The organism is Bacillus sp. FSL K6-3458 (assembly GCF_038005045.1).
Lineage (GTDB): Bacteria > Bacillota > Bacilli > Bacillales > Bacillaceae > Bacillus > Bacillus altitudinis.
On the sequence record NZ_JBBOSI010000001.1, the window covers coordinates 2063236 to 2088653 of the forward strand.

33 protein-coding genes are annotated in these 25418 nt (G+C 40.0%); 25 read left to right on the forward strand and 8 right to left on the reverse strand.

The annotated features are described in order from the left end of the window. The first annotated feature begins 149 nt into the window (after nt 1-149). From MHH23_RS11085 to MHH23_RS11095, 3 genes are all read left to right on the forward strand, one after another. A complete protein-coding gene (locus tag MHH23_RS11085) occupies nt 150-821 on the forward strand; it encodes a ribonuclease H family protein (protein ID WP_047946658.1) in 672 nt (223 codons plus the stop codon). A gap of 1 nt (nt 822) precedes the next feature. Continuing rightward, nucleotides 823-1005 (forward strand): zinc-finger domain-containing protein, encoded by a 183-nt coding sequence (locus MHH23_RS11090; RefSeq protein ID WP_160757575.1) that lies wholly within the window; start codon nt 823-825, stop codon nt 1003-1005. 172 nt (nt 1006-1177) lie between these two features. After that, entirely contained in the window at nt 1178-1360 is a 183-nt protein-coding gene (locus tag MHH23_RS11095; RefSeq protein ID WP_008346368.1) for a hypothetical protein, read from the forward strand. Nucleotides 1361-1411: 51 nt separating this feature from the next. On the opposite strand, the gene cspD is transcribed toward MHH23_RS11095, so the two are convergent. Continuing rightward, on the reverse strand, nt 1412-1612 hold the full coding sequence (gene cspD, locus MHH23_RS11100) for a cold-shock protein CspD (protein ID WP_003215784.1): 201 nt from the start codon (nt 1610-1612) through the stop codon (nt 1412-1414). A 267-nt stretch (nt 1613-1879) separates the two neighbouring features. Here cspD and MHH23_RS11105 point away from each other — a divergent pair, with 267 nt between their 5' ends. Then, a complete protein-coding gene (locus MHH23_RS11105; protein WP_007500832.1) occupies nt 1880-2581 on the forward strand; it encodes an AIM24 family protein in 702 nt (233 codons plus the stop codon). Nucleotides 2582-2616: 35 nt separating this feature from the next. On the opposite strand, the gene MHH23_RS11110 is transcribed toward MHH23_RS11105, so the two are convergent. Then, the gene (locus MHH23_RS11110) at nt 2617-3768 is read right to left on the reverse strand and encodes a diglucosyl diacylglycerol synthase (RefSeq protein WP_007500831.1); all 1152 of its coding nucleotides are present in this window, start codon (nt 3766-3768) and stop codon (nt 2617-2619) included. 227 nt (nt 3769-3995) lie between these two features. Continuing rightward, a complete protein-coding gene (gene metA, locus MHH23_RS11115) occupies nt 3996-4904 on the reverse strand; it encodes a homoserine O-acetyltransferase MetA (RefSeq protein ID WP_008346374.1) in 909 nt (302 codons plus the stop codon). 138 nt (nt 4905-5042) lie between these two features. Here metA and MHH23_RS11120 point away from each other — a divergent pair, with 138 nt between their 5' ends. The 12 genes from MHH23_RS11120 to MHH23_RS11175 all read left to right on the forward strand — a co-directional run bounded on the left by MHH23_RS11120 (nt 5043) and on the right by MHH23_RS11175 (nt 15896). Beyond that, nucleotides 5043-6725 carry a formate--tetrahydrofolate ligase gene (locus MHH23_RS11120; RefSeq protein WP_017359707.1) on the forward strand — a complete coding sequence of 561 codons (1683 nt, stop codon included), beginning with the start codon at nt 5043-5045 and terminating at the stop codon, nt 6723-6725. Between the two features lie 74 nt (nt 6726-6799). Then, a complete protein-coding gene (locus MHH23_RS11125; protein ID WP_007500827.1) occupies nt 6800-7282 on the forward strand; it encodes a glutathione peroxidase in 483 nt (160 codons plus the stop codon). A gap of 2 nt (nt 7283-7284) precedes the next feature. Beyond that, entirely contained in the window at nt 7285-7908 is a 624-nt protein-coding gene (locus MHH23_RS11130) for an HD domain-containing protein (RefSeq protein ID WP_039165605.1), read from the forward strand. Between the two features lie 30 nt (nt 7909-7938). Beyond that, the gene (locus MHH23_RS11135; protein ID WP_017367471.1) at nt 7939-9078 is read left to right on the forward strand and encodes a conserved virulence factor C family protein; all 1140 of its coding nucleotides are present in this window, start codon (nt 7939-7941) and stop codon (nt 9076-9078) included. A 310-nt stretch (nt 9079-9388) separates the two neighbouring features. Continuing rightward, the gene (ilvD, locus tag MHH23_RS11140; RefSeq protein ID WP_007500822.1) at nt 9389-11065 is read left to right on the forward strand and encodes a dihydroxy-acid dehydratase; all 1677 of its coding nucleotides are present in this window, start codon (nt 9389-9391) and stop codon (nt 11063-11065) included. A gap of 81 nt (nt 11066-11146) precedes the next feature. After that, complete coding sequence (locus MHH23_RS11145) at nt 11147-11581, forward strand: BrxA/BrxB family bacilliredoxin (RefSeq protein WP_008346384.1); 435 nt, start codon at nt 11147-11149, stop codon at nt 11579-11581. Nucleotides 11582-11645: 64 nt separating this feature from the next. Then, nucleotides 11646-12443: a class I SAM-dependent methyltransferase gene (locus MHH23_RS11150; RefSeq protein WP_173408080.1), complete on the forward strand. Its 798-nt coding sequence runs from the start codon at nt 11646-11648 to the stop codon at nt 12441-12443. Between the two features lie 266 nt (nt 12444-12709). Continuing rightward, a complete protein-coding gene (locus MHH23_RS11155; RefSeq protein WP_024718552.1) occupies nt 12710-13327 on the forward strand; it encodes a YpjP family protein in 618 nt (205 codons plus the stop codon). 18 nt (nt 13328-13345) lie between these two features. Next, the gene (locus MHH23_RS11160) at nt 13346-13873 is read left to right on the forward strand and encodes a phosphatidylglycerophosphatase A family protein (protein WP_008346387.1); all 528 of its coding nucleotides are present in this window, start codon (nt 13346-13348) and stop codon (nt 13871-13873) included. A 100-nt stretch (nt 13874-13973) separates the two neighbouring features. Then, nucleotides 13974-14768, forward strand: coding sequence for a thymidylate synthase (locus MHH23_RS11165; protein ID WP_017367468.1), 795 nt, complete (start codon nt 13974-13976; stop codon nt 14766-14768). Then, nucleotides 14765-15253 carry a type 3 dihydrofolate reductase gene (gene folA / locus MHH23_RS11170; protein ID WP_340959495.1) on the forward strand — a complete coding sequence of 163 codons (489 nt, stop codon included), beginning with the start codon at nt 14765-14767 and terminating at the stop codon, nt 15251-15253. The genes MHH23_RS11165 and folA overlap by 4 nt, the downstream gene beginning before the upstream one ends. A 19-nt stretch (nt 15254-15272) precedes the next feature. Further along, a complete protein-coding gene (locus MHH23_RS11175; protein WP_035703293.1) occupies nt 15273-15896 on the forward strand; it encodes a lysophospholipid acyltransferase family protein in 624 nt (207 codons plus the stop codon). Between the two features lie 38 nt (nt 15897-15934). Here the strand turns inward: MHH23_RS11175 and trhA are convergent, their stop codons facing one another. Next, a complete protein-coding gene (trhA, locus tag MHH23_RS11180) occupies nt 15935-16570 on the reverse strand; it encodes a PAQR family membrane homeostasis protein TrhA (RefSeq protein ID WP_039165595.1) in 636 nt (211 codons plus the stop codon). 13 nt (nt 16571-16583) lie between these two features. Continuing rightward, nucleotides 16584-17552 (reverse strand): sigma 54-interacting transcriptional regulator, encoded by a 969-nt coding sequence (locus MHH23_RS11185; RefSeq protein WP_340959496.1) that lies wholly within the window; start codon nt 17550-17552, stop codon nt 16584-16586. Nucleotides 17553-17732: 180 nt separating this feature from the next. Here MHH23_RS11185 and ilvA point away from each other — a divergent pair, with 180 nt between their 5' ends. The 7 genes from ilvA to ypmT all read left to right on the forward strand — a co-directional run bounded on the left by ilvA (nt 17733) and on the right by ypmT (nt 22561). Then, nucleotides 17733-19001, forward strand: coding sequence for a threonine ammonia-lyase IlvA (gene ilvA / locus MHH23_RS11190; RefSeq protein WP_008346398.1), 1269 nt, complete (start codon nt 17733-17735; stop codon nt 18999-19001). A 36-nt stretch (nt 19002-19037) separates the two neighbouring features. Continuing rightward, on the forward strand, nt 19038-19289 hold the full coding sequence (locus tag MHH23_RS11195; protein ID WP_008346400.1) for a YpmP family protein: 252 nt from the start codon (nt 19038-19040) through the stop codon (nt 19287-19289). Nucleotides 19290-19476: 187 nt separating this feature from the next. Beyond that, nucleotides 19477-20319 carry a DegV family protein gene (locus MHH23_RS11200; protein ID WP_340959497.1) on the forward strand — a complete coding sequence of 281 codons (843 nt, stop codon included), beginning with the start codon at nt 19477-19479 and terminating at the stop codon, nt 20317-20319. A gap of 22 nt (nt 20320-20341) precedes the next feature. Further along, the gene (locus tag MHH23_RS11205) at nt 20342-20932 is read left to right on the forward strand and encodes an SCO family protein (RefSeq protein WP_035391723.1); all 591 of its coding nucleotides are present in this window, start codon (nt 20342-20344) and stop codon (nt 20930-20932) included. A 69-nt stretch (nt 20933-21001) separates the two neighbouring features. Beyond that, a complete protein-coding gene (locus tag MHH23_RS11210; RefSeq protein WP_017359696.1) occupies nt 21002-21763 on the forward strand; it encodes an SGNH/GDSL hydrolase family protein in 762 nt (253 codons plus the stop codon). A gap of 9 nt (nt 21764-21772) precedes the next feature. Continuing rightward, nucleotides 21773-22339, forward strand: a complete 567-nt coding sequence (locus MHH23_RS11215; RefSeq protein ID WP_007500787.1) for a YpmS family protein — start codon at nt 21773-21775, stop codon at nt 22337-22339. A gap of 24 nt (nt 22340-22363) precedes the next feature. After that, entirely contained in the window at nt 22364-22561 is a 198-nt protein-coding gene (gene ypmT / locus MHH23_RS11220; protein ID WP_008346409.1) for a protein YpmT, read from the forward strand. A 188-nt stretch (nt 22562-22749) separates the two neighbouring features. Here ypmT and MHH23_RS11225 read toward each other — a convergent pair whose 3' ends face one another. From MHH23_RS11225 to MHH23_RS11235, 3 genes are all read right to left on the reverse strand, one after another. Further along, nucleotides 22750-23418 carry a DUF4397 domain-containing protein gene (locus MHH23_RS11225; protein ID WP_340959500.1) on the reverse strand — a complete coding sequence of 223 codons (669 nt, stop codon included), beginning with the start codon at nt 23416-23418 and terminating at the stop codon, nt 22750-22752. 117 nt (nt 23419-23535) lie between these two features. Continuing rightward, complete coding sequence (locus MHH23_RS11230) at nt 23536-23796, reverse strand: hypothetical protein (protein WP_008346413.1); 261 nt, start codon at nt 23794-23796, stop codon at nt 23536-23538. Between the two features lie 52 nt (nt 23797-23848). Beyond that, nucleotides 23849-24280 (reverse strand): MarR family transcriptional regulator, encoded by a 432-nt coding sequence (locus MHH23_RS11235; RefSeq protein ID WP_007500780.1) that lies wholly within the window; start codon nt 24278-24280, stop codon nt 23849-23851. Nucleotides 24281-24418: 138 nt separating this feature from the next. Here MHH23_RS11235 and msrA point away from each other — a divergent pair, with 138 nt between their 5' ends. Beyond that, nucleotides 24419-24952: a peptide-methionine (S)-S-oxide reductase MsrA gene (gene msrA, locus MHH23_RS11240; protein ID WP_017367464.1), complete on the forward strand. Its 534-nt coding sequence runs from the start codon at nt 24419-24421 to the stop codon at nt 24950-24952. Then, on the forward strand, nt 24952-25383 hold the full coding sequence (gene msrB / locus MHH23_RS11245; RefSeq protein ID WP_007500777.1) for a peptide-methionine (R)-S-oxide reductase MsrB: 432 nt from the start codon (nt 24952-24954) through the stop codon (nt 25381-25383). The genes msrA and msrB overlap by 1 nt, the downstream gene beginning before the upstream one ends. Nucleotides 25384-25418 lie beyond the last annotated feature (35 nt).

Sequence of the window (25418 nt, forward strand, 5' to 3'; positions counted from 1 at the left end):
TCGTATATCATTGGGATAAAGTGGTTTCGCGTTTAAATGCAAGAAAAAGCTCCTAACAACTGAATTGTCAAAGTAATTATCACGATGTGTCATGCTGATTTTGGTAGCGATGGAAGTATTTCTAAAAGCACGGGAAGGCGATGTGATCAATGAAATTAAGAGCACACTACACAATGAAAGTGAAATCGATTGGGTCCATTGCTTTTTTCCAAGAAGATTGGATGGAGCTCAAAGAGGCCTTGCTTTTGGCAAAACATATAGACAAAAAAGAACCGCAGTCACTTCTATCATTTGAAGATGAAAAGGGTGCGATGTGGTCGATGAAAGAACTTGAAAAGCTAAACGAAGAACTTAGGCTTGAACCCGATCAGCTTCAGGTCTATTTTGATGCGAGTTTTCGCAAAGAAACAGGTGATGCTGGGCTTGGAATTGTCGTGTATTATCAGCTCGGACAGGATGCATACCGGTTAAGGAAGAATCACCCTTTTCAGAGCACCACGAACAATGAGGCAGAGTATGCGGCTTTATTTGAAGCGGTAAAAGCTTTAAAAGAACTGGGGGCCAGCAGAAACTCTGTTACGATTAGAGGAGATTCTCTTGTTGTGATGAATCAGCTCAAAGGGGAATGGCCTTGTTATGATGATATACATAACAAATGGCTCGACCGAATTGAGGCTGCGATCAAAGAGCTGAAGCTCACGCCAACATATGAAGTCATCGATCGTAAACAAAATGCAGAAGCAGATCAGCTTGCCAGACAGATACTTGCAGACGTCCCTATCGAAAGTAAGTTGAAATTAGAAGCAGACGGAGCTGAATAAAGTGGATAAAAAAACAGCAGTAAAAGAATTAACAGATCTTCAAGACACGTATTGTTCAGATTGCTTGATTAAAAAGCACTTTCGTAAAGAATTTGGCAAAAAATACGCCCACTCCTTTTGTATACAGCAATGCACGGTAGGAGAGAAAATAAAAGAATACGGACAGACGTTGCTTAAAAAGTAAGCGGCTGCCGCCCCGGTTTTCCCTGCTCAAACATCCGCTCATGAAAAAAAACGAATAGAATGTGTAAAAAAAGAACATATTCTGAAAAATGAGCCGATATAACTATAGAAAGTTTTGGTTGAGTTACTTTTTGACTAAGTGACGGATAATAGAGGAAAAGGGGAAGGCCGGCATGGATAATAAGGATTTTGAAACGGTATTACATCGGACATTTCAAGAGGTGTACAGTGATCTAGAGCAACTGGTAGATGTAGCAAAGAAGGGAAGACCTTTTCTCGAAAAAGATATCTCTGAAATTGAACAAAGATTAAAGCAAAATATTTTAGCGATTGAAATTCAGCTGAAAATCAAATAAGAGAGGCATACGCCTCTCTTTATTTTGTCGTTTCATCATTGATTGAGTTGATTAGATTTTTGTTACGTTTGCAGCTTGAGGTCCACGATTACCTTCAACGATTTCAAAAGAAACTTCTTGTCCTTCTTCTAGAGATTTGTAACCGTCACCTTCGATAGCTGTGAAGTGAACGAATACGTCGTCTCCGCCTTCAACTTCAATGAAGCCGAAACCTTTTTCATTATTGAACCATTTTACTTTACCGTTTTGCATATTGCTTTTTCCTCCTAGTACTGTAGCACACCTTTCGGCATACTAAAAAAAATTTTTCATCACCTAACGACTTAAGAAGTTGTTAAATGATGGTTCCACTATACACCATCAAAAGTAAAGCGTCAAGCAGGCAAGCCAAATTTTGAGCAGAATGTTTGATTTTTTTGTTTTTTTAGTGAATGACATTTATCTATAAAACGTCCTAATCTCATGAAACCTAACGTATAACTTGTCCGTATATAGTAAAAATACAGAAAGAGGTGCGTCATGAATCGTTACACAATTGAGGAGTTTGTTCAGAATACGCAGCAAGAAGACAAAGGGGAAGGGGTTTTTGAACTTGAAACACCAAGATTGTTAGAAATTAATTTAACGGATACCATTTGGGCAAAAACAGGCTCCATGGTTTCATATCGCGGGAAAATAAAGTTTGAACGTGAAGGTGTGTTTGAACACGGTGTGTCAAAGATGTTCAAAAAAATGTTATCAGGAGAAGGAACTTCTTTGATGAAGGCCACAGGTGATGGGAAATTATATGTAGCAGACCAAGGGAAAAAAATTTCGATTCTTCGATTGGCTCAAGGGGAGTCTATTTTCGTTAATGGAAACGACTTGCTCGCATTTGAACCGTCTGTTCGGTGGGATATTAAATTAATGAAAAAGGTGTCTGGCATGCTTGCAGGCGGATTATTTAATGTCAAACTTGAAGGACCAGGTCTTGTGGCAATCACAAGTCATTACGAACCGCTGACGCTGATTGTTCAGCCAGGTGATTCTGTTTATACAGATCCGAATGCGACGGTCGCATGGTCAGGAGATTTGCAGACTGAATTTGTGACAGATGTATCGTTCAAAACGTTTATTGGCAGGGGAAGCGGAGAGTCCATTCAAATGAAGTTTAGCGGAAGCGGCTTTGTTGTCGTGCAGCCGTTTGAAGAAGTGTATACAACGAATGGGAATCAAGGTTAAAAGAAGAAAGGTGTCCGTCAATGACGGACACCTTTTTATGATAATGCTTGAGCATACGATTTGTTGCTCATGATCAGATCTGATTGTTCGACGATATCTTCTAAAATGGTTTGAGAAGACTGTTTTAAGTGTAATTTTTTGATGTTTTGTTTCATGGATTCTAATTTTTCTTCGTCTTGCAACAAGTTGGTGACAGATTCTAAAATGTCTTCGTGTCTGTTGATGACAATGGCAGCACCGTAATCTTCAAAGAAAAGAGCATTTTCTTTTTCTTGTCCTGGAACAGGTTTGTAAAGAATAACTGGGACACCAATTGCTGTTGCTTCTGTTAATGTAATCCCGCCCGGTTTTGTAATCATACAGTCCGTTACTCTGAACAATTCATCAATTTGTTCCACATATCCAAGCGCCTTCAATTGATTTGGGTGTGCTTGTTCAAGTTCGCTAAGCGATTGCTTCAGCGCTGCATTCTTACCGCACACAACAACAATTTGTACTTCACTGTCAAGAAGTAGTGCTTCACACAGTTCCTTCACATTTTTTAGTACACCATGGGCACCCGCCATAATGAGAAGGACTTTTTTGTCTGATGATAATCCATATTTTTTATAGATGATCGATTTAGGCACGTCTACTTCAAATTGTGGTCTAATCGGAATGCCTGTTACCTTGACATCGCTTGGATGTGTGCCGATTTCTACTAGCTTTTGTTTCACATAATCGGTTGCAACATAGTATCGGTCAATGTTTTCATGTACCCAAATTTTATGAAGACAAAAGTCTGTCATCACATTAAATGTTGGAATGACTTTACCTGTTTTGTTTCGGTATTCAGGTACAACAATCATCGGGAATGTAATGATGATGATATCCGGATTGTGTAATTGAATTAATTCATCTAGACGCTTATTTCCCATCTTTAAATAAATGTTAAATTTGCGTTTATTGTAAATTTTATCTACACCGTAATAAAACAAGCGATAAAATTGTTTCCCAATGGAGAAGCTCTTTAAATATAAATATTGAGTCACTTCGGACACAATGGGATTTGATTCTTGATACAAATTAGAAACTATCACATGTTCAAACCCTTGGGATTTGCATTCATCATACAGTGTTTTTGCAACCTGCATATGTCCATTTCCATAATTTGCGGTCAAGATTAATATTTTTTTATTGGTATTCAAGAATATTCACCTCAAATGTAATCAACAACAACAAAACTTCGTACGAAACTATAAATCTCATAGGTCTACATATACATAAAGATAACATATAAACAGCGAGAGCATATCATTCGTTACGAAAGAATTAAACTAATTTTAAAAAACAAACAGACTAAATTGATAATGGAAGACAGAGCCATTTGTATTTTAACACATTTTAAGCATTTATCATCAGACTACAGTCTATTTTATTCCCACACATATGGTGTTTCTTGATAAACATAGTAATTAAGCCAATTCATAAACAGCAAAGTAGCATGGGCTTTCCAGCGGTTCACTGGAACTAATGTGTCTCCATCTTCGATGAAATAGTGGACGGGTTTTTTGACTGTATCATGTTTCAACAAATCTCTTTCATATTCCTGCTTCAATGTATCTGTATCGTATTCAGGATGTCCAGTTAAAAATACTTGTTTATCATCATCTGAAACAATTAAACAAACACCAGCTTCCTCAGACGTGCTCAATACTTTTAGATTCGGCGTGTTTTTTAATTGTTCTGTATTAATATCTGTATGCCTAGAATGTGGGACATAGTATACTTCATCGAAACCTCTTACTAATCTTTCTTTTTTCTCTTTGACAAGATGCTCAAAAACACCGAATTTTTTCTCTGGAAGCTTGATTTTTTCAATGCCATAATGATGATAAAGACCGGCCTGTGCCCCCCAGCATATATGGAGAGTAGACGTCACATTCGTTTTACTCCAGTCCAAAATGTCCTGCAGTTCTTTCCAATAGGAAACTTCTTCGAAAGCTAAATGCTCAATTGGTGCACCTGTAATGATCATGCCATCAAATTTTTTATGGCGAATCGAGTCAAAGGTCGTATAAAATTCATCTAGATGCTCTCTCGATGTATTCTTCGGTGTATGTGTACTTGGAATCAAAAATGTAAAATACACTTGCAAAGGAGAATTTCCGAGCATTCTCAGCAGCTGCGTTTCAGTTTGTATTTTTTTTGGCATTAAATTTAAGATCACGATATTCAAAGGACGGATATCTTGTTTGAATGCCCTTGTCTCATCCATGACGAAAATGTTTTCGCTCTCTAGTATTTGTTTTGCCGGCAGATGAACTGGTATGTTAATAGGCAACTCGCCACCCCCTGAACCAAAGCTAATTTCACTTCATTATAGGAACTTTCTGGCGATATTTCAATGTTTCAATTATGTTACAATGAAAAATAGAGCAAAAAAGAAAGCTGTTTCTGTCAAAAAAGGAGGCCATTAATCATGATCACAAAGCATTTATCAGATATTGACATTGCCCAAAAGGCAAAGCTGAGACCGATTCAAGACATCGCAGCAAAATTACAAATACATGACGAAGAATTAGAATGCTATGGTTTCACAAAAGCGAAAATATCTTTGACTATTTTTGACCGTTTAAAGGAACAAAAAGAAGGAAATGTGATTCTTGTGACTTCGATCAACCCAACGCCAGCAGGTGAGGGGAAGTCCACCGTAACAGTTGGCCTCGGTCAAGCCTTCGAGAAAATTGGGAAAAAAGCGATCATTGCCATGCGTGAACCTTCACTAGGTCCCACAATGGGTATTAAAGGCGGTGCAGCTGGCGGCGGATATTCACAGGTGTTGCCTATGGAAGAAATCAATCTTCATTTCACAGGGGATTTTCATGCGATTACATCTGCACATAACGCTTTATCTGCTTTTATTGATAATCATATCCATCACGGAAATGAGCTTGGGATCGACGCACGCCGAATTGTATGGAAACGAGTGTTAGATTTAAACGATCGTGCTCTAAGACAAGTGGTCGTAGGACTTGGCGGTCAATTAAATGGGTACCCTAGAGAAGATGGATTTGATATTACGGTTGCATCCGAAATGATGGCCATCCTCTGTTTAGCAGACGACTTAAACGATCTAAAAAAACGTCTTTCTTCTATTGTTGTTGCCTACAATCAAGAAGGTGAACCGGTCACAGTTGGAAATCTAGGATATGAAGGCGTATTAACCTTGCTTTTAAAAGATGCGCTGAAACCAAACCTTGTTCAAACGATTGAAGGAACTCCAGCCCTTGTTCATGGTGGTCCTTTTGCCAATATTGCACATGGATGCAATAGTTTAATTGCCACAAAAATGGCGGCAAAACTAGCAGATTACGTCGTAACAGAAGCGGGATTTGGTGCAGACCTCGGCGCGGAAAAATTTCTTCACATCAAAACAAGAGCCGGTGATTTTAAACCAGGCGCTGTTGTCATTGTAGCAACTGTCAGGGCGCTTAAAATGCATGGCGGAATGCAGAAAACAGAGCTTAAGGAAGCAAATGCACAGGCTGTATTAGAAGGTATACATAATTTAGAGAAACATATTGAAACAGTGCAAGCCTTCGGTCTGCCATACATCGTTGCAGTGAACCGTTTTATTACCGATACAAAAGAAGAAATTCAAGCAATAGAAAACTGGTGCGAAACGAATGGACATCCAGTCAAAGCCGTCAATGTATGGGAAGAAGGAGGAGCTGGCGGCGTAGCACTTGCCGAAGAGCTCACGACACTCATTGAAAAGAATGAAAACAGCTTTTCTTATTTATATGAGGAGCAAGATTCCATTGAAGAAAAGTTGTCAAAAGTCGCCAAAGTGGTTTATGGTGCAGACGGCGTCAACCTTACATCAAAAGCAAGAAAGCAGCTAGCTGCAATTGAGAAAAATGGCTGGGCCCATTTGCCGGTTTGTATGGCAAAAACGCAATATTCACTATCGGATGATCCGGCTTTAATCGGCAGACCAAAAGGCTTCACCGTTACGATTCGAGAGTTAAAACCATCTGTAGGAGCAGGTTTTATCGTTGCACTAACGGGAAGCATTCTGACCATGCCAGGTCTCCCTAAAAAACCTGCGGCACTTGAGATGGATTTATTAGAAGACGGCAGTGTGACTGGACTCTTTTAGCAGGAAGCATAAAAAGCGATTTTCTAAAAGAAGCATGTTACGATAGGAAAAAGTGAATCCTAGGAGGCTATGAGATGTCAATTTATGATATTCAGGTCAAGACCATTAACGGTCAGGAAAAATCAATGGCAGATTACAAAGGGAAAGTACTGATCATCGTGAACACAGCGAGCAAATGTGGACTGACCCCTCAATTTAAACAATTACAAGAGTTATACGATCAATATCATGAAAAGGGCCTTGAAATTTTAGGATTTCCGTGCAATCAATTTATGAATCAAGAGCCAGAAGGGGAAGAAGCAATTCAAGAATTCTGTTCGTTAAACTATGGTGTGACCTTCCCGATGTTTGCAAAAGTAGATGTCAATGGTGACAATGCGCATCCGCTTTTCAAATACTTAACGAGTCATGCGAAAGGTGTGCTTGGTACAAAAACGGTGAAATGGAATTTTACAAAATTTATCGTTGACCAAAACGGAGAAGTGACTGAACGATTCTCTCCTAAAACACCACCAAAAGAATTAGAAAGCTCCATTATCGCTCTTTTGGAGAAATAAGCATGTATTCGAGTAAGCAGCAAGAACAATTGGAGGCAGCTGCCTCCTTTGTTTCAAAACAGCTAAAGAATGAACCGACTGGACACGATGAAGCTCATATCAATCGTGTGCGCCAGCTTGCCGTCCATATTGCACAACAGGAGGGCGGGTCGCTTTTTGTCATTGAAATGGCAGCGATTGTCCATGATGTAATTGATGACAAGCTGTCTAGTGAATGGAAGCTTTCACCGCATGATCTCAAGCAGCAGCTCCTTTTGTGGGAAGTGGACACGCGAGATATTCGCTATATCATGGATATCATTACAACGATGTCTTTTCGTCACCGGCATATGCAGCATAAGCCAGTGACATTAGAAGGGGCCATTGTTCAAGATGCAGATCGACTGGATGCGATAGGTGCAACTGGGATTGCAAGGGTGTTTACATATGCCGGTGCAAAAGGGGAGCCTCACTATACAGAGGGTGCTCACCAAGGCACAGTACTTTTGCATATGCAAGAAAAGCTGCTTCAATTAAAAGACTTGATGAACACACGTGCTGGAAAGCAGCTGGCTCATGAGCGACATGAGTTTATGTGTCTATTTATTAAGACATGGAAAGAAGAATGCGGCCTTACAGATGAGTAGGGTCTTTATGTGTGTAAGGAGGATGTATAGATGAAAATAACTGCCATAGAACCAACGCCAAGCCCGAATACAATGAAAGTCATTTTGACAGAAGCGCTTGCAGGCGGTAAAAGCAATAACTACAAAAAAGATCAAAAAGACGAAGCGCCAGAGATGATTAAGCGCATTTTAACCATTGAAGGTGTAAAAGGTGTTTACCATGTAGCTGATTTCTTAGCGGTTGAGCGCAATGCGAAATTTGACTGGCAAGGTATTTTACAGCAAGTCAGAGAAGCCTTTGGACAAGAAACAGAAGGGCTTCAGGGAGAATCGCAGTCAGGTGATGACACATTTGGAGAAGTCAAAGTGTTTGTTCAAATGTTTAATGGGATTCCGATGCAGGTGAAGCTGACAGACGGTGAAAGAGAAGAACGATTTGGAATGCCTGAACGTTTCCAGGCAGCGATTTTAAAGCTAAGAAGCAGTTCAGATAATGTTGTATTTGAACGTGTGTGGAAAGAACATGGCGTACGTTTTGGAGAATTCGCTGATATCGGTCAAGAAGTCACAGAAGAGCTGCAAGCTGCATATGACGACGAGCGTTTATCCCGTTTAACAGAGGCAGTGAAGGAAGGTCAAGAGGCTGTAGATAAACAAGTGAACCGAAAAGCATATGATGTGACAGAAGAGATGCTGCGCGATGAAGATTGGAAGAAACGTTTTGCTCATTTAGAGCAAATGCAGCCAGAGAAAAAAGATATACCTGTTTTAATGAAAGCGATGGAGGATCCAAAAACATCGATTCGCAGACAAGCTGTTGTGAATGCTGGCATGATTGAAGATCCAGCCATTTTGCCTATTTTGTATAAAGGGCTTGAAGATAAAACAGTGACAGTTAGAAGAACTGCAGGAGATTGTATTTCGGATCTTGGTGATCCTAGTGCGATTGAAGCGATGATCCAAGCCTTAAAGGACCCAAGTAAGCTTGTCCGCTGGCGTGCGGCCATGTTCCTTTATGAAGAAGGTGACGAAACAGCACTAGAAGCTTTAAAAGAAGCGGAGCAGGACCCTGAATTTGAAGTCAGTCTTCAAGTAAAAATGGCCATCGAACGAATTGAGCACGGAGAAGAAGCAAAAGGCTCTGTGTGGAAGCAAATGACAGAAAGTAGAAAAAATGCATCAGAATCATAAGAAAGACGAGCAGGCTGCCAATAAAAGGCAGCTTGTTTTCTGAAAATGGCTTTTTTATTGGCAGAAAAATTTTTTTAGAAAAATTATTTTGAATATTGTTGAAATATGAGAAAAAACTCTATATAGTAGTACCAATATAGAATATTGGAGGTCAGATTTTATGACACAATCCTTGCTGAGCACTTGCTTCAGCAGAGAAATCAGTCACTATCTATTATAGGTGGCTAAATAAACAGAAAATTTGTAAAATAAAATGAACTCAAAATCATACAGTCAACAAGACTAGTAGTATAGGAGGCTTTTTAAACAGATGGCAGAACTTCGCAGTAATATGATTAAACAAGGAATTGACAGAGCACCTCACCGAAGCTTACTAAGAGCAGCTGGGGTAAAAGATGAGGATTTTGGCAAACCGTTTATTGCCGTATGTAATTCCTATATTGATATTGTCCCAGGGCATGTCCATCTTCAGGAATTCGGAAAAATTGTGAAAGAAGCCATTCGTGAAGCTGGCGGTGTTCCATTTGAATTCAATACAATTGGGGTAGATGATGGTATTGCGATGGGGCATATTGGGATGAGATATTCATTGCCAAGCCGTGAAATCATTGCTGATTCAGTAGAGACCGTGGTGTCGGCGCACTGGTTTGATGGCATGGTTTGTATTCCGAACTGTGATAAAATCACGCCAGGTATGATGATGGCTGCCATGCGTGTGAATATCCCAACGGTATTTGTCAGTGGTGGACCGATGGAAGCTGGGAGAACAAGTGATGGCAGAAAAATTTCTCTTTCTTCTGTCTTTGAAGGCGTAGGCGCATACCAATCAGGGAAAATTAATGAAGAGGAATTAAACGAATTAGAGCAATTTGGCTGTCCAACATGCGGATCTTGTTCTGGTATGTTTACAGCAAACTCAATGAACTGTTTAGCAGAGGCGCTAGGGATTGCTCTTCCTGGAAATGGAACCATTTTGGCGACTTCACCAGAACGAAGAGAATTTGCGAAGAAGTCAGCAAAACAATTGATGGAGCTGATCAAAAAAGACATTAAACCACGTGATATTGTCACCGAAAAAGCGATTGATAACGCATTTGCTTTAGATATGGCACTTGGTGGTTCAACCAATACAGTTCTTCATACATTGGCGATTGCAAATGAAGCAGGCGTTGAATATTCACTTGAACGTATCAATGAAGTCGCAGAACGTGTGCCTCATTTATCGAAACTTGCTCCAGCTTCAGATGTTTATATTGAAGATTTACATGAAGCTGGCGGAGTGACCGCTGCACTAAATGAATTGTCCAAAAAAGAGGGGGCTCTTCATTTAGATACCATGACCGTCACAGCGAAAACGTTAGGCGAGAACATCGCGGGGCATGAGGTAAAAGATTATAACGTCATTTATCCAATTGACAAGCCATTTACTGAAAAGGGCGGTTTAGCCGTTTTATTTGGAAACCTTGCGCCAGATGGAGCGATCATTAAAACAGGCGGTGTACAAGACGGCATTACGCGTCATGAAGGACCTGCGATCGTATTTGAATCCCAAGAGGAAGCACTTGAAGGAATCATTAATCGAAAAGTAGAAGCAGGACATGTTGTCATTATTCGTTATGAAGGACCTAAAGGCGGTCCAGGCATGCCTGAAATGCTTGCACCAACTTCACAAATTGTTGGAATGGGACTTGGTCCAAAGGTTGCTTTAATTACAGACGGACGATTCTCCGGTGCTTCTCGCGGATTGTCTATTGGACACGTTTCTCCAGAGGCAGCAGAAGGCGGCCCGCTTGCCTTTGTTGAAAATGGTGATCATGTCGTTGTTGATATCGAAAAACGCATTTTAAGTGTAGATGTCCCGGAAGAAGAATGGGAAAAAAGAAAAGCAAACTGGAAAGGCTTTGAGCCAAAAGTAAAAACAGGTTACCTTGCCAGATACTCAAAACTTGTGACATCAGCCAATACAGGCGGAATCATGAAAATTTAATGTGAAATTGAACATTTGAAAATTGGCTCTCTCTATAGTATCCTTTATTCACAACATAAGGATTATAGAGGGGGCTTTTTTATGTCAATGGCATATGAAGAATATATGCGTCAGCTCGTCGTACCAATGCGCCAAGAACTGACAAGTGCAGGGTTTCAAGAATTGACGACTGAAGAAGAAGTAGAAAAAACGATGCAGGAAGCAGAAGGAACAACATTTGTTGTCGTCAATTCCGTATGCGGATGTGCTGCCGGTTTAGCACGCCCTGCTGCTACTCAAGCTGTCATGAAAGCAGAAAAAGCACCAGATCGAATGGTGACGGTCTTTGCTGGTCAGGACCGGGAAGCAACGGCTAAAATGAGAGAATACTTCACAGGTGAGGAGCCATCTTCTCCATCTATGGCACTTTTAAAAGGAAATGAACTCGTTCATTTTATCCCGCGTGACGAAATTGAAGGTCATGAAATGGAAGATATTATGAAGAACGTCTTATCTGCATTTGAAAAACATTGCTAATACAAATGTTGAAATGTCCTGTGATCCATCAGGGCATTTTTTCTTGATTATGATGGAGGAAGTCATGCTCATTACAACAAGCTTTAGAGCAAATGAACAAACAATTGAAACGGCAAAGGCCCTCGCAAAGGACTTGCATGGTGAGTATATCGAGCGGCGCAAACAATCTGTCAAACAGCTTGCGATCAAGCGGGGGGATGTACTGGTTGTTGGGAAAGAACGATTTGAATGGTATCAGCCAAATGGCGAAAAGTTCTTTTTCCATCCAAGCTCAGCGATGTTTAGGGTGAAGCGGGTTCTGCGAGGGGAAAAAGATCCATTAATAGAAGCAGCACAATTAAAGCCGGGCGATTCCTTTTTAGATTGTACGCTTGGCTTAGGATCTGATGCGATTACCGCAAGCAGCGCTACAGGAGCCAATGGAAAAGTGGCCGGTATTGAAAAAAATCCGATGACGGCATTGCTTGTTCGAGAAGGACTCAGCACTTGGGAAACGGGTGTGGAAGAGGCAGACGAAGCGATGAAACGGATATCTGTCATCAGCGGGGATAGTATTGAGCAGTTAAAGAAGCTCCCTGATCGATCCTATGATATCGTCTATTTTGACCCGATGTTTGAAGAAACCATACAAGAGTCTGCTAGTATGATGCCGCTTCGTCATGCAGCTGAGCATCATTTTGACCATGAAACCGCTGTGAAAGAAGCAATGAGAGTGGCTAGAAAAAGAGTGGTTTTAAAAGATCATTGGAAAAGCACACGATTTACCACTGATTCCTATCAATTTCAGGTGATGAAACGTAAAACCGCCCAATTCCATTACGGATATATCTCAATAGAAGAAGACAAATCAACAAAACTTTAATCACTCTTAACAATTAAAAAAGCCCTATTTCAGGGCTTTTAATCGGTGATCTCCATATAGACAAAATAAAATAACGTCAGCAAGGAAGCTGTGATGAAAAAACCTTCAAGCATATCCATTCCTCCCAAATTTTAGTCGTTGTTACTGTCATTGTAAACGTTTTATCATGAAAAAGAAAGTCTCAACTCAATGACCAAATTGAATGACTGAAAATTCATTATATGCTAGAATAGCAGTATGATAACTTATGGAAGGAATTAGATATCATGAAAATGTGGATGAGAAAAACGCTCGTTGCACTCTTTACGATTGCGACTTTTGGTTTAATCTCTCCTCCATCAGCTTTGATGACAGACAAGCCATCTGAACTTTCTTCATCTGATAAATCACCTTATACAGCAGTTTATGATACATCAGATGATACGCGCAGCTGGGAATTATCGCAAGAAGACAACAAAGAGCGGGTAGACCCCTTTGAGCAATATAAGCAAGAGGTTCTATCAAGTGCAGAAAACCAATCCTTTCTCAAATTTGGTCGTAAAATCACACCTGTCATTGAGGACGAGTATAGAGAAGAGATTCAACCAAAAATTGAACAAGTGTTAACCGACTTTTTAACAAATTTCAAAGATGACGAAAAATTTCAAGATGTTGTTTTAACTGATCAGCCTTCAAGCGGAAATGGGGAAAAAATCTTCCACATTTATAATAGAAAGACTGGAGAAGATTTGCTTCGTTTTCATGTCAGGAGAGATCAGCCGCCTCACAGCGGATATTGGTTTAACTTTCACTACCATACAGCAGAAGATGGATTCCAGACGCATCATGAACTCGGTAATATTTACTGGGATAAAAACACCCCGCCGAGCTGGATGAGCCACTAGAAGGAGATGTCATGCCAATTGAAAAAGTATACAATGAACGAAATGGTTCGCATTACAAAACAGATGTTAAACGAGCGTGGAGTAAAAATAGAAGATATTGCACACATTGTGCTGAAACTCCAAGAGAAATACAACCCAAATCTTCCACTTAGTGTCTGCATTGAAAATGTTGAAAAAGTGCTGAATAAAAGGGAAATTGTCCACGCAGTTTTGACAGGACTTGCTCTTGATCAGCTGGCAGAAAAAAAGCTTTTGCCAGAACCTTTGCAGCATTTAGTTGAAACAGATGAACCGCTATATGGAATTGATGAGATTATTCCGCTTTCCATTGTCAATGTATATGGATCAATCGGTTTGACCAACTTCGGTTATCTAGACAAAGAGAAATTTGGTATTATTAGAGAATTAGATGAAGGTCGTCCTGGTGAAGTACACACCTTCCTCGATGACCTTGTCGCTGCGCTTGCCGCTGCAGCAGCAAGTCGCATAGCTCACTCTCACCAAGATATTAAGGACGAAGAGCAGGATCGAGTGAATCAAGCATAAAAAAAACATGTCTGCTCATCTTGCAGACATGTTTTTTTGGTTTCAACAAAAGCAGAAATAAGGTAAACTACAACAAGAACATAAATAAAGGATGAAAAAAATGAAACAATACAAAGAGTTATGCCGTCATGTATTACAGCACGGGGATGAAAAAGGTGACAGAACAGGAACAGGCACTATCAGCACGTTCGGTTACCAAATGAGATTTGATTTACAGGAAGGGTTTCCTTTATTAACAACAAAGAAATTACACCTGAAATCAATCATTCATGAGTTACTGTGGTTTTTAAAAGGTGATACAAATGTCAAATATCTTCAAGAAAATGGTGTCCGTATTTGGAATGAATGGGCAGATGAAAATGGAGAGCTAGGGCGTGTGTATGGTGCGCAGTGGAGATCATGGGCGAGTGGAGACGGAGAGACAGTAGATCAGATCAGCAAGCTGATCCATGATATTGAGAATCATCCTAATTCGAGAAGATTGATTGTCAGTGCGTGGAATCCAGGAGAAATTGATCAGATGGCGCTGCCTCCTTGTCATTGCTTGTTTCAATTTTACGTATCAAACGGTAAATTATCGTGCCAGCTCTATCAACGTTCGGCAGATATCTTTTTAGGTGTGCCTTTTAATATTGCTTCGTATGCACTTCTAACGATGATGATTGCCAAAGTGACAAACCTTGAGCCAGGAGAGTTTATTCATACGCTAGGAGATGCTCATATTTATCAAAATCATCTTCCGCAGGTCAAAATGCAATTAGAGCGTGAGGAGCGCACACTTCCGCAGCTTCGCATCACTAGAGATGTCAAAAGTATTTTTGATTTTACGTTTGATGATTTTGTGCTTGAGAACTATGATCCACATCCGCATATTAAAGGAGAAGTCAGTGTATGATTTCCATGATAGTGGCGACAGGAAAAGACAGAGTCATTGGCAAAGATAATCAAATGCCTTGGCATTTACCCGCTGATTTAGCGTATTTTAAAAAAGTCACAAGTGGCCATACCATTGTCATGGGCAGAAAAACGTTTGAATCAATTGGACGAGCACTGCCTAACCGCCGGAATATCGTGTTAACCACAAGTTCTTCTTTTCAAGCTGAAGAATGCGAGGTAGTTCATTCAATCGATGATATTTTAACCATTGCGAAGACCGAGGAAGAATTATTGATCATTGGCGGGTCTAAGCTGTATGAGGAAATGATGCCATACGCAGATCGCCTATATATCACGCACATTCATCATTCATTTGAAGGCGACCGTTTCTTCCCTTATTACGATGAAGAGAATTGGACGGTTGTATCACGTGAAAAAGGCCATCGTGACGAAAAAAACCCCTACAATTATGAATTTGTCGTCTATGACAGAAAAGAAGGATAAGTGAGTAGGAGGAGTACGGTTGTTTCGTTATTGGTTTTTAACGATTTATGTTGTTGTATCCTTTTTTAAAAGTATAAGGCATTTGTATGATCATGAATTAACGGATCCACGCATTTCCTATACGAAACGAATGCATCTCATCCATGAGCATGCAAAAAGGTTTGCCAGAGGGTGTATTGATCAATCAGGGTCGGTCATGACCATTCATCAGCAAAAAAAGCTGCCAGATGGTCCTGTTATTTATGTCACAGAAGCACATCACCCAGTGACGACGACATTGCTGATTGGTCACTTAGAGAAGCCATTTGCTTTTATGGCAAAACCGCATCTGTTTCGCTATCCCATCTTAAAACAATGGTTGAAGAAGATGGCGGTGATCAAGCAGAATCAATCTGATGAGGCGTTATTAGAAGAAGCAAGAGAAAGAGTTCTATCTGGCCAGAGTCTGTTGCTTTCTGAACAGTATCGTGTCATGGCAGAAACGCTTGCTGAAGAATGTAACTGCTCACTTGTTCCGGTTGAAACAAGCGGCACAGACCGTCTTTTAACAGGGAAGATCGTCAAAAGACTTCGTCCAGTTAATGTCGATATCCATATAAAAGCACCGGTCAAGATGAGTGATTACGCACAAAAGCGCGCATAGAAAAAACCAGCATCCGAGTGTGGATGCTGGTTTTTTGATCATGCTGGGATGTTGACGCAATAAAATAGAATGCAGAAGAACATGGATGCACTTCCGCCGAGAACAAAGCTGTGCCAAATCGCATGATGATAGGGAATTTTCCGCCAAATATAAAAGATCGTTCCGACTGAATACAAAATACCGCCTAATAGTAAGAGGCTGAATCCAGCTCCTGTTAATTGAACGTACAGAGGTTTAATTGCGATGATAATCATCCAGCCCATTAATAAATAAACAAGGGTGGATACAATGATAAACCGTTTGACGAAAAAGATTTTAAAAACGATACCGCCTGCAGCAAGCGCCCATACGATTGCAAGAAGAGTATAGCCAAGTGCGCCTTTTAATGGGCCAAGCAAAAATGGCGTATATGTACCAGCAATCAATACATAAATCGCAGAGTGGTCAAGGATTTCAAATACATCTTTTGTTTTTTTGTGCCGAATGCTATGAAGCAAAGTAGAGCTTAAATAAAGCAGCAGCATCGACGCGCCAAATATCGAAAAGCTAATAATGTCAGTGACAGTGCCGTATTGAACAGCGAATAAAACGAGAAAAACAATGGCGGGAATGGATAAAATGACGCCAATGCCATGTGTAATTGCGTTGGCAATTTCTTCTTTTACAGTAAACAATGGATGTCCTCCTTTATTGAACCGGTATATAACCATCAAGCGACTTCAGAAATGAGAGACCTTCAAGTGTAATCTTCGTTCCAGCTCTGCCTTTCCCTTTTGTCACATAGGCTTTTTTCTCAAGATCATCTAATCGACTCCTGACTTGCTGAGGGGTCAGCGGGATGTCGCCTTGTTTGCTTAACTCAGACAAGATACGTCTGCTGGCTGCTTCTCCTTTTTCATTTAGAGACTTAATGGCTTCGAGTAAGAAAACAAATTCTTGTTTCTCCATAAGCGTGAGCTGGTGTTCTTCTTTTTTTCCTTTACCAGCTGTTTGTTGAGGTAATAATACAAAAGGTGGCAAGTGATGCAAGAAAACTGTTTGCCCTTCGAGAATCGCGGCTGCATAATGAACGATATTTTTGAGCTCCTGGACATTCCCTTCAAACGAATATTGCTGTAAGACTTCCCACACACTTGAGTCGATATCAGGCGTCATGTTCAGTTCTTGAAAGAAAGCAGCGGTTAAAATAGGAATATCTGTTTTTCGATCTTCTAAAGGCGGGAGAGGGATATGAAGCACATTGAGCCGATAAAACAGCTCAGGTAAAAAACTGGACAAAACGCTCATCGCCTCTAATGATAAAGACGAAGAAGCAATAATTTTTGTTGCAGGAGAAACTTCGAGAAAACGAATGACCTGATGCTGCATAGGAATACTGAGTGCGCTGACTTCGTCTAAATAAAGCACATGATTTGCCGCATGAGTAAATGCTTCCTGCAAAGTCACTTCATCTACAATGGGGCAATAGATATATTTCATCGAAGCCTGCGCAGCAAATGAATGGGCCATTTCTTGTGCAAAGCGTGATTTGCCTGTTCCAATTTCACCTGTGATCAACACAGGCTGATCGTTTTTCGTGAATTGTTTTGCCAAATGAATGGCGTGTTTTATATCTTGGTGTTCTCCATATATATTAGCAAACGGATGTGTGGTCATCGAGCGATTCCTTTCTTTTGGTTCTAATTGGTTTTATTATAACACCCAATTAGAACAAATGTATAGAAAAACGAAAAAGTTCATGAAATTTATCTCCGATCCATGATCTATTGGTTTATTTTTTGAATATTCATGTTATAATGACAAATTAAATAAGGTTAAAGAGAAAGGATCTTGTACATGAAACCGTTGCTCAAAGAAAACACGCTAATTCAAGTGAAAGACATCTTAAAAGCCCATCAAAATTTGAAGGATGTAGTGATTCATACACCACTTCAAAAAAATGAGCGACTTTCTGAACGATATGAATGTAATGTCTACTTAAAAAGAGAGGACCTGCAAGTTGTTCGTTCTTTTAAATTAAGAGGCGCTTTTAATAAAATGAGCCAGTTGCCAAAAGAAAAACTAGAAAACGGCATTGTTTGTGCCAGTGCAGGAAATCACGCACAAGGCGTTGCCTATTCTTGCAAATATTTAGGTATCCACGGGAAAATCTTTATGCCTGCTACCACACCAAGGCAAAAAGTATCGCAAGTGGAGCTTTTCGGAAAAGAATATGTTGACATTATCTTAACCGGAGATACCTTTGATGATTCGTATCATGAAGCAGTCAAATGCGGAGATAAGGAAAAGCGGGAATTTATCCATCCATTTGATGATTTAGATGTCATGGCAGGACAAGGAACAACTGCTGTAGAAATATTAAATGATATCGAAGTGGAGCCTCACTTTTTATTTGCAAGTGTTGGGGGCGGAGGTTTGTTATCTGGCGTTGGCACGTATATGAAAAATATCGCACCAGAAACAGAAATTATTGCAGTCGAGCCGCTTGGTGCCGCCTCACTTCATGCTTCCCACGAGAAAGGGGAGGTTGTCACACTTGATTCAATAGATAAGTTTGTAGACGGAGCAGCGGTTCAGCGGATTGGCGAAAAGACGTTTACATCGCTTCAGTCTGTTGTCGATAAGATTAGTCTTGTACCAGAAGGAAAAGTATGTACAACCATTTTAGAGCTGTATAATCAATGTGCAATTGTAGCTGAGCCAGCGGGTGCGTTACCGATCGCGGCTTTAGATGCACATCGTGAGGAGATTAAAGGGAAAAATGTCGTTTGTATTGTCAGCGGAGGCAATAATGACATTGGCCGAATGCAAGAAATCAAAGAACGCTCCATGATTTATGAAGGACTCCAGCATTATTTCATCGTTAATTTTCCGCAAAGAGCAGGTGCTCTCAGGGAATTTTTAGATGAAGTGTTAGGGCCAAATGATGATATCTCACGCTTTGAATATACGAAAAAGAATAACCGAAGCAAAGGACCTGCGCTTGTTGGGATCGAATTGAAAGAAAGAGATGACTATGCAGCGCTGATTGACCGAATGAATAAAAAAGGCTTCCACTATGTTGAAGTGAATAAAGATCAAGATTTATTCCACCTATTTATTTAGGCTTAACAGATAATTGGAAAAGAGGATTGATCGTTTGTGCTGCTCAAAACAATATGTTTTAGACGGATGGATGGAGCTCAGATCAAGGTAACAGAAGTCCCTGTTTTAAAGGGAGATGAATCCTATGGTTTCATGCTCACCTTTAGACTTGAAGCTTTCTTGAAAAAAGTCTATGTATCTAAGGGAAAGAGGCATGTGTACTCTTTCAGGGAGGATGTGAAACGTAACGTCAAGTGGAGCACATATGAACAGATCTACCAAGAGCCTACACTAAAACACAATGCGTAAATTGGAATCTTTGCCAAAGAGAGTGAGCGGCCATTTTCAAATGGCGGCTACTCATCTTGGCAAGGATTTTTTACATGAAAAGAAGAAAATGTGACAATTTCAAAAACGTTCTGACAGTTGTTTTCAAGTATGCACGAAATAAGGTAATATCATATGTAAAGACTAAGACAGCAAGGATGAGACGATAGTGAAACAAATTAAAATTGTAACAGATTCAACTGTGGACCTTCCGCTAGAAAAAATCAATGATCTTTCCATTCATGTCATTCCGCTCAATATCTCCATTTCTGGGGTTGATTATATTGACCGAGTGAACATACAGCCAGATGAATTTATTGAAAAAATGGAGGCCGCTGAGGAACTGCCGAAAACGTCTCAACCTGCCATCGGTCAATTCGTCGAATTATATGAAAAACTGACGGCAGATGGAAGCGAAGTCATTAGTATCCATTTAACTGGTGGGATGAGTGGTACGGTTCAAACTGCTGAAAGCGCTTCTAAAATGGTAGACGGAAATATCACTGTCATCGATTCGAATTTTATTTCCTATGGTTTAGGGTTTCAAGTCACCAAAGCAGCAGAGCTTGCAAAAAAAGGGGCAAGCCGTTATGACATCCTCAAAGAAATGGACAAAATTCGTCTTAAAACAAAGCTATTTGTCACAATCGATACATTAGAAAATCTCGTGAAAGGTGGACGAATTGGAAGAGGAAAGGCGCTGATCGGTTCACTTCTTCATATTAAACCAATTGCCAGCTTAACAGACGGCATATACACACCAGAAGCGAATGTGAGAAGTTACTCCGCTCTTGTCCGCTATTTGACAAAACAGTATGTACAGGCGGTGAAAGGGAAAACCGTTCAGGCAATTGGGATTGCACATGCAGACGCATTAGAACTTGCAGAAAAGCTTAAAGCAGCACTGCTTGATCACACACCTGATGCACTAGTTGACATCGCTTATACAACACCGATTATTTCCTGTCATACTGGTAAGGGCGCTATAGGCTTTACTTTTTATACCGATTGATTGAAAAGGGGATGTAATTGTCATGTATACAAAAAGGGGAGCCTTATTTGGTGCGCTTACGATTATAAGCGTGCTTCTTTTAGTCTCATGTTCAAATGGACAAATCAAGGATGCATTAAATTATCAAATCCAGCCGTTTGAGTATCAAAACCAGGATGGTCAAAAGGTGTCGCTCGACGATTTAAAGGGGAAAGTCTGGGTGGCAGATTTTATTTTCACAAGCTGTGAAACGATTTGCCCGCCGATGACCGCACATATGACAGAGCTACAAAAACGGTTAAAAGAAGAAAAATTGGATGCGCACATCATTTCATTTAGCGTCGACCCAGAGGTGGATTCACCGAAAAAGCTAAAGGAATTTGCAAAAGCATATCCATTATCCTTTAAAAATTGGGATTTTCTCACTGGTTACTCGCAGTCAGCGATTGAAAAATTTGCAATGAAAAGCTTTAAGACGATTGTGAAAAAACCTGAAGACGAAGACCAAGTGATACACCAATCTCTGTTTTTCCTCGTTGATCAAGAAGGAAAAGTGATGAAAAACTATGATGGTGTTCAAAATACGCCATATGATGAAATCATCAAGGACATCAAAACACTGAGTCGAAGCTAGCATAAGGATGTTCAAATGAGTGAAAACATGATACACTTTTTTAATCAGAAAAAGGAGGGACATCATCGTTTGAAGGCTCGTTTGATTTTGATTGTGATGTCTCTAGCTTTTGTTCTTTCTGCATGTTCCGCACAAGAGGCTGGCATAAAGGATAAACTAGAAGACACACAAAACGTAAAAGAACATATTACGATCGCAGCGGTTGGAGATTCCTTAACAGAAGGAATCGGAGATCAAAATAAAAAAGGGTATGCCGGCATCACCCGTGACAAGATAGAAGCAGTGGACGGTGTACAGTCTGTTACATTAAAAAACTATGCCATTAAAGGCAGTAGAACGGTAGATTTATTAAAAAGATTAAAAGAAAAAAAAGTGCAGGATGGACTGAAAGACGCTGATTATATTTTCTTTACGATCGGCGGAAATGACTTAATGCATGTCGTCCGTCAAAATGTGCTCAACTTGACATTTGCTCCTTTTCAAAAAGAGCAAGGTCCTTTTGAAGAGCGTTTTAAGACCATTCTTGCTCAATTAAGAGAGCATAATGACCATGCAAAGATCATGTATGTCAGTATGTACAATCCTTTTAAGTTCAGCTTGTCTGAGCTGAGAGATATTGATGAGGTCGTCAAAGACTGGAATGCTGCTGCCGAAAAAGAACTAAAAAAAGACGGCAATGCTGATATGATCGATGTAGCAGATTTATTTGAAGATGATAAAGATGAAAAATTACTGGCAGATGATGATTTCCACCCAAACCAAAAGGGGTACTCTCTTATGGCAAATCGTTTATTCTCAGAAGTGAAAAAAGAAGGACTGCCGAAGGAATAGGGTGAAAAGATGAAAAAATGGAAGAGTTTATTTTTTATTTTACTGTCAATTAATCTATTGATTGTTCTTGTATGCGGTATTTTCATGCTGCTGCCAAGCGATCAATCCGCTTCGAAAAAAGAAGTAAACAGCGAGTATGCTTTTAACATTTCTAGTTCAAAAGAGTCGCTTACCAGCTTTGTCAATGATTATTTGAAAAACCAAGGATCAAGCGATATGCCCGACTTTCATGTTGCGATTGACCAAGATGTGAAAGTAACAGGTGCAATCAAAGCTTTTTCTTCAACGATTAATGCAAATGTATCATTTACACCAACTGTTGAAGATAACGGGGATGTTCTGCTGAAAGTAGATGACTTTTCAATTGGACAATTAAGCATCCCAATCAGTTTTGTTTTAAGCTACATGGGTCAATTCTATGAACTGCCTGATTTCGTTCATGTGAAACCAGACCAAAAAACGGTGGAAGTGCGCCTTTCAGAAATGCCGCTGACGAATGATATGTATGTCAAAGCGAACAAAATTGATCTTGAGAATGATGAAATTGAATTCTCATATTATCATCCAAAGCAATAGAACGTGTAAGTCAGGAGTGAAACTATGAAGCGAGTCTATCAATATTTTAGTTTACTGTCGCTCTTATTTGCTGCATACTTTGGCATGACAGCTGCCTCTCATTTAAAAGCAGAAAATATCGACCAGTTTTACTTAAATATCGCCTATTGTGCATTATTTTTAGGTACCATGATTCTTGCTTTTGATTTTCAAAAACAAGAAAAAGCTGAAGATGTCTCGTAAATAGCCTTTTCCATTTGGAAAGGCTATTTATCTTCTTTTCAGCGGAATAGAAAACCTTTGCATTTTAGGAAGGACGAGTACCGGCGCAGAGTGAATGTGACATTCGTGAGCACCAGCACGCACGACTGACACCGAATGCGAGGGTTTGTCTACACGCTGAGAGCCTTTTCCATTTGGAAAGGCTCTTTTTACATTTGGTGGGACAAGACGACTTTTGCCATTAGCTCTGGCTCTCCGTTTGCAAATCCATGAAGTAAAATAAGATAGGCCCGCTTTGTTTGCAGGTGAACTTTCGGAATATCTAGCAGTACACTTTGAGTACCGGCAGCTTTTAATTCAAAGTGATACTTATTCGGAGAGAAGTGGTGGGTTTGGGTGCCGTTCACATATCCGAGTTCCTTTGATAACATGCCTTGGTCTCGTTCATATATATCAATGAAAGGGAGGTCTGGTGACAGCTGGATAAACGTGAGTGCTGATAGCTCTTCTTGCTTAATCAGCGAGTCTTGCTTTTCTGTGAGCAGCGCAAAGCCGGTACGAGCTCCTGTGATACATAGCGTGTAAGTCTCGTTTCCATTAATCATCATACGAGAAGAAAGAATTCTTTCTTTTGTAGCCAGCTTGAATACTTCTATCTCATAAACACCCTCATCCCATTCCATATAAGCAGACAGCTGACCGTATGGCAGCTTTTTTTGGATTGGCTGCTGATTTACAAATACAGCAAGCTTACTTAAATCCGGTGCAGCGTGAAATAATCGAATAACAGCTTTGGAAATGGTGTTTCTCGGATGGTATGGGGGAAAGGTAGCTAATGGACGATATTGAAATTGATTCATCTCGTAGAGCTGCTGCACGTCTTTATCCCTTCTTTCTCTGCAATGTGTTTTTTGTAGCGTATGCAAGAAAGGGACGATCTGTATAGGCAAAAGAAACATAGAAAAAAGCCTGACAAAAAGTGTCAGGCTCTCGTATTAAGAAGGAGATGAATATTGATGATATTCAGCCAACTTAATGAACGTTTTTTCATCCTCAATTAATCCGCAAACGCCGCACTGGACTTTGATTTTCGGTCCTTGATAGTTCATGTGAAAAGGAGAAAGCTGATCTCCTTCATATGTTTCGACAATAGCTCCAGTTGCTGGATCAAGTTTCACAGGTTCTGAATGCTGCTCGATGAGGTTAAAACGCGTTCTGTTGGTTTTGCAGTTCGGACAAAGATATGGACTTGTCATGGTTCATTCCACCTTTTTATCCGTAGCATGTCCTCCACGCTAAAATCTATGCTTAATCCTTTTGACTTTTATCCAGCTTTTTAAATAACTTGATCATCGTTTTCAGTTCTTCATCATCAAATGATTCAAATCGTTCCATGAAGTATTCTGTTTTCTTTTTCTCAAAATGCTCAGTAATTTCCTTACCCTTATCGGTTAAGTGGATTTTGATGATGCGTCGATCCTCTTTTGAACGGATACGAGTGATCCAGCCTTTTTCTACAAGTGTGTCGGTTACAGCTGTAATATGGCTTGCTGATACACCGAGAATTGAGGCGAATTCCGTTACTTTTTTTGCGCCTTGTTCACGCAGCAGATTTAAAATGAGAAATTCATTCCGAGATAATTCGTTTTCAAGCAAGCTGTTAATTTCATAACGTATTTGCTTAAATACGGTTCTCAGTAAAGTATCCATTTCATACATCATTTGTTTTCTTTGTTCCAATCATTAAACCCCCATTATATTTTAAGATACGACAGAATGCTTTCATTTGTTTTTAGGTATACAAGTCGTATCATTTTCATTATTTTTTATCATGTTATAATATGATGATACCATTTTTTAAATGAAGGGGGCACTAATATGTCTGAAAAACAAGAATTAGCCACATTTGCTGGAGGCTGTTTCTGGTGTATGGTTAAACCTTTTGATGAACAGCCAGGCATTATCAAAGTTGAATCAGGGTATACTGGCGGACATACAGTGAATCCAACCTATGAGGAAGTATGTACAAATACGACAGGCCATAGAGAAGCCGTTCAAATTACCTTTGATCCAGACGTTTTTCCGTATGAGAAGCTATTAGAACTATATTGGCAGCAAATAGACCCAACAGATGATGGAGGACAATTTGGTGATAGAGGAGAGTCCTACCGTACAGGGATTTATGTCCACAATGAAAAACAAAGGCAACTTGCAGAAACATCAAAAGAGCAGTTGAGCCAAAGCGGAATTTTCCAAAAGCCAATCGTGACAGAAATTTTAGAGGCTGGTCCTTTTTATCCTGCTGAGGAATATCATCAGCATTATTATAAAAAGAACAAAATGCACTACGAACGATACCATGTCGGTTCGGGCAGAGCAGGTTTTATTCAATCTCATTGGAGTGATAAATAATGGCTAACGAAAAAGAGCAGCGCATCAAAGAATTAAACCGAATGCAGTACGAAGTGACGCAAAATAATGGCACTGAGCCGCCATTTCAAAATGAATTTTGGGATCATAAGGAAGAGGGCATTTATGTAGATATCATTTCAGGCAAACCATTGTTTTCTTCTTTAGATAAATTTGATGCCCATTGCGGCTGGCCAAGTTTTACAAAACCGATTGAAGATCAAGAGGTAGAAGAGAAAGTAGATACGAGCCATGGCATGGTGCGGACTGAAGTTCGCAGCAAGACGGCCGACTCTCACCTTGGTCATGTATTCCCTGACGGCCCAGGGCCAAACGGTCTAAGGTATTGTATTAATTCTGCCGCTTTAAAGTTTATCCCGAAGGATGATCTTGAAAAAGAAGGCTACGGTCATTTGAAACACATCTTTCAATAATTGATTTAAAAATCGTCACATGGAAGTCAGCTGCT

Coding starts and splice junctions, on each gene's coding strand:
- MHH23_RS11085 (WP_047946658.1), top strand. CDS start 150: ATGAAATTAAGAGCACACTACACAATGAAAGTGAAATCGATTGGGTCC.
- MHH23_RS11095 (WP_008346368.1), top strand. CDS start 1,178: ATGGATAATAAGGATTTTGAAACGGTATTACATCGGACATTTCAAGAG.
- cspD (WP_003215784.1), bottom strand. CDS start 1,612: ATGCAAAACGGTAAAGTAAAATGGTTCAATAATGAAAAAGGTTTCGGC.
- MHH23_RS11105 (WP_007500832.1), top strand. CDS start 1,880: ATGAATCGTTACACAATTGAGGAGTTTGTTCAGAATACGCAGCAAGAA.
- MHH23_RS11120 (WP_017359707.1), top strand. CDS start 5,043: ATGATCACAAAGCATTTATCAGATATTGACATTGCCCAAAAGGCAAAG.
- MHH23_RS11125 (WP_007500827.1), top strand. CDS start 6,800: ATGTCAATTTATGATATTCAGGTCAAGACCATTAACGGTCAGGAAAAA.
- MHH23_RS11130 (WP_039165605.1), top strand. CDS start 7,285: ATGTATTCGAGTAAGCAGCAAGAACAATTGGAGGCAGCTGCCTCCTTT.
- MHH23_RS11135 (WP_017367471.1), top strand. CDS start 7,939: ATGAAAATAACTGCCATAGAACCAACGCCAAGCCCGAATACAATGAAA.
- ilvD (WP_007500822.1), top strand. CDS start 9,389: ATGGCAGAACTTCGCAGTAATATGATTAAACAAGGAATTGACAGAGCA.
- MHH23_RS11145 (WP_008346384.1), top strand. CDS start 11,147: ATGTCAATGGCATATGAAGAATATATGCGTCAGCTCGTCGTACCAATG.
- MHH23_RS11150 (WP_173408080.1), top strand. CDS start 11,646: ATGCTCATTACAACAAGCTTTAGAGCAAATGAACAAACAATTGAAACG.
- MHH23_RS11155 (WP_024718552.1), top strand. CDS start 12,710: ATGAAAATGTGGATGAGAAAAACGCTCGTTGCACTCTTTACGATTGCG.
- MHH23_RS11165 (WP_017367468.1), top strand. CDS start 13,974: ATGAAACAATACAAAGAGTTATGCCGTCATGTATTACAGCACGGGGAT.
- folA (WP_340959495.1), top strand. CDS start 14,765: ATGATTTCCATGATAGTGGCGACAGGAAAAGACAGAGTCATTGGCAAA.
- MHH23_RS11185 (WP_340959496.1), bottom strand. CDS start 17,552: ATGACCACACATCCGTTTGCTAATATATATGGAGAACACCAAGATATA.
- ilvA (WP_008346398.1), top strand. CDS start 17,733: ATGAAACCGTTGCTCAAAGAAAACACGCTAATTCAAGTGAAAGACATC.
- MHH23_RS11205 (WP_035391723.1), top strand. CDS start 20,342: ATGTATACAAAAAGGGGAGCCTTATTTGGTGCGCTTACGATTATAAGC.
- MHH23_RS11215 (WP_007500787.1), top strand. CDS start 21,773: ATGAAAAAATGGAAGAGTTTATTTTTTATTTTACTGTCAATTAATCTA.
- ypmT (WP_008346409.1), top strand. CDS start 22,364: ATGAAGCGAGTCTATCAATATTTTAGTTTACTGTCGCTCTTATTTGCT.
- MHH23_RS11230 (WP_008346413.1), bottom strand. CDS start 23,796: ATGACAAGTCCATATCTTTGTCCGAACTGCAAAACCAACAGAACGCGT.
- msrA (WP_017367464.1), top strand. CDS start 24,419: ATGTCTGAAAAACAAGAATTAGCCACATTTGCTGGAGGCTGTTTCTGG.
- msrB (WP_007500777.1), top strand. CDS start 24,952: ATGGCTAACGAAAAAGAGCAGCGCATCAAAGAATTAAACCGAATGCAG.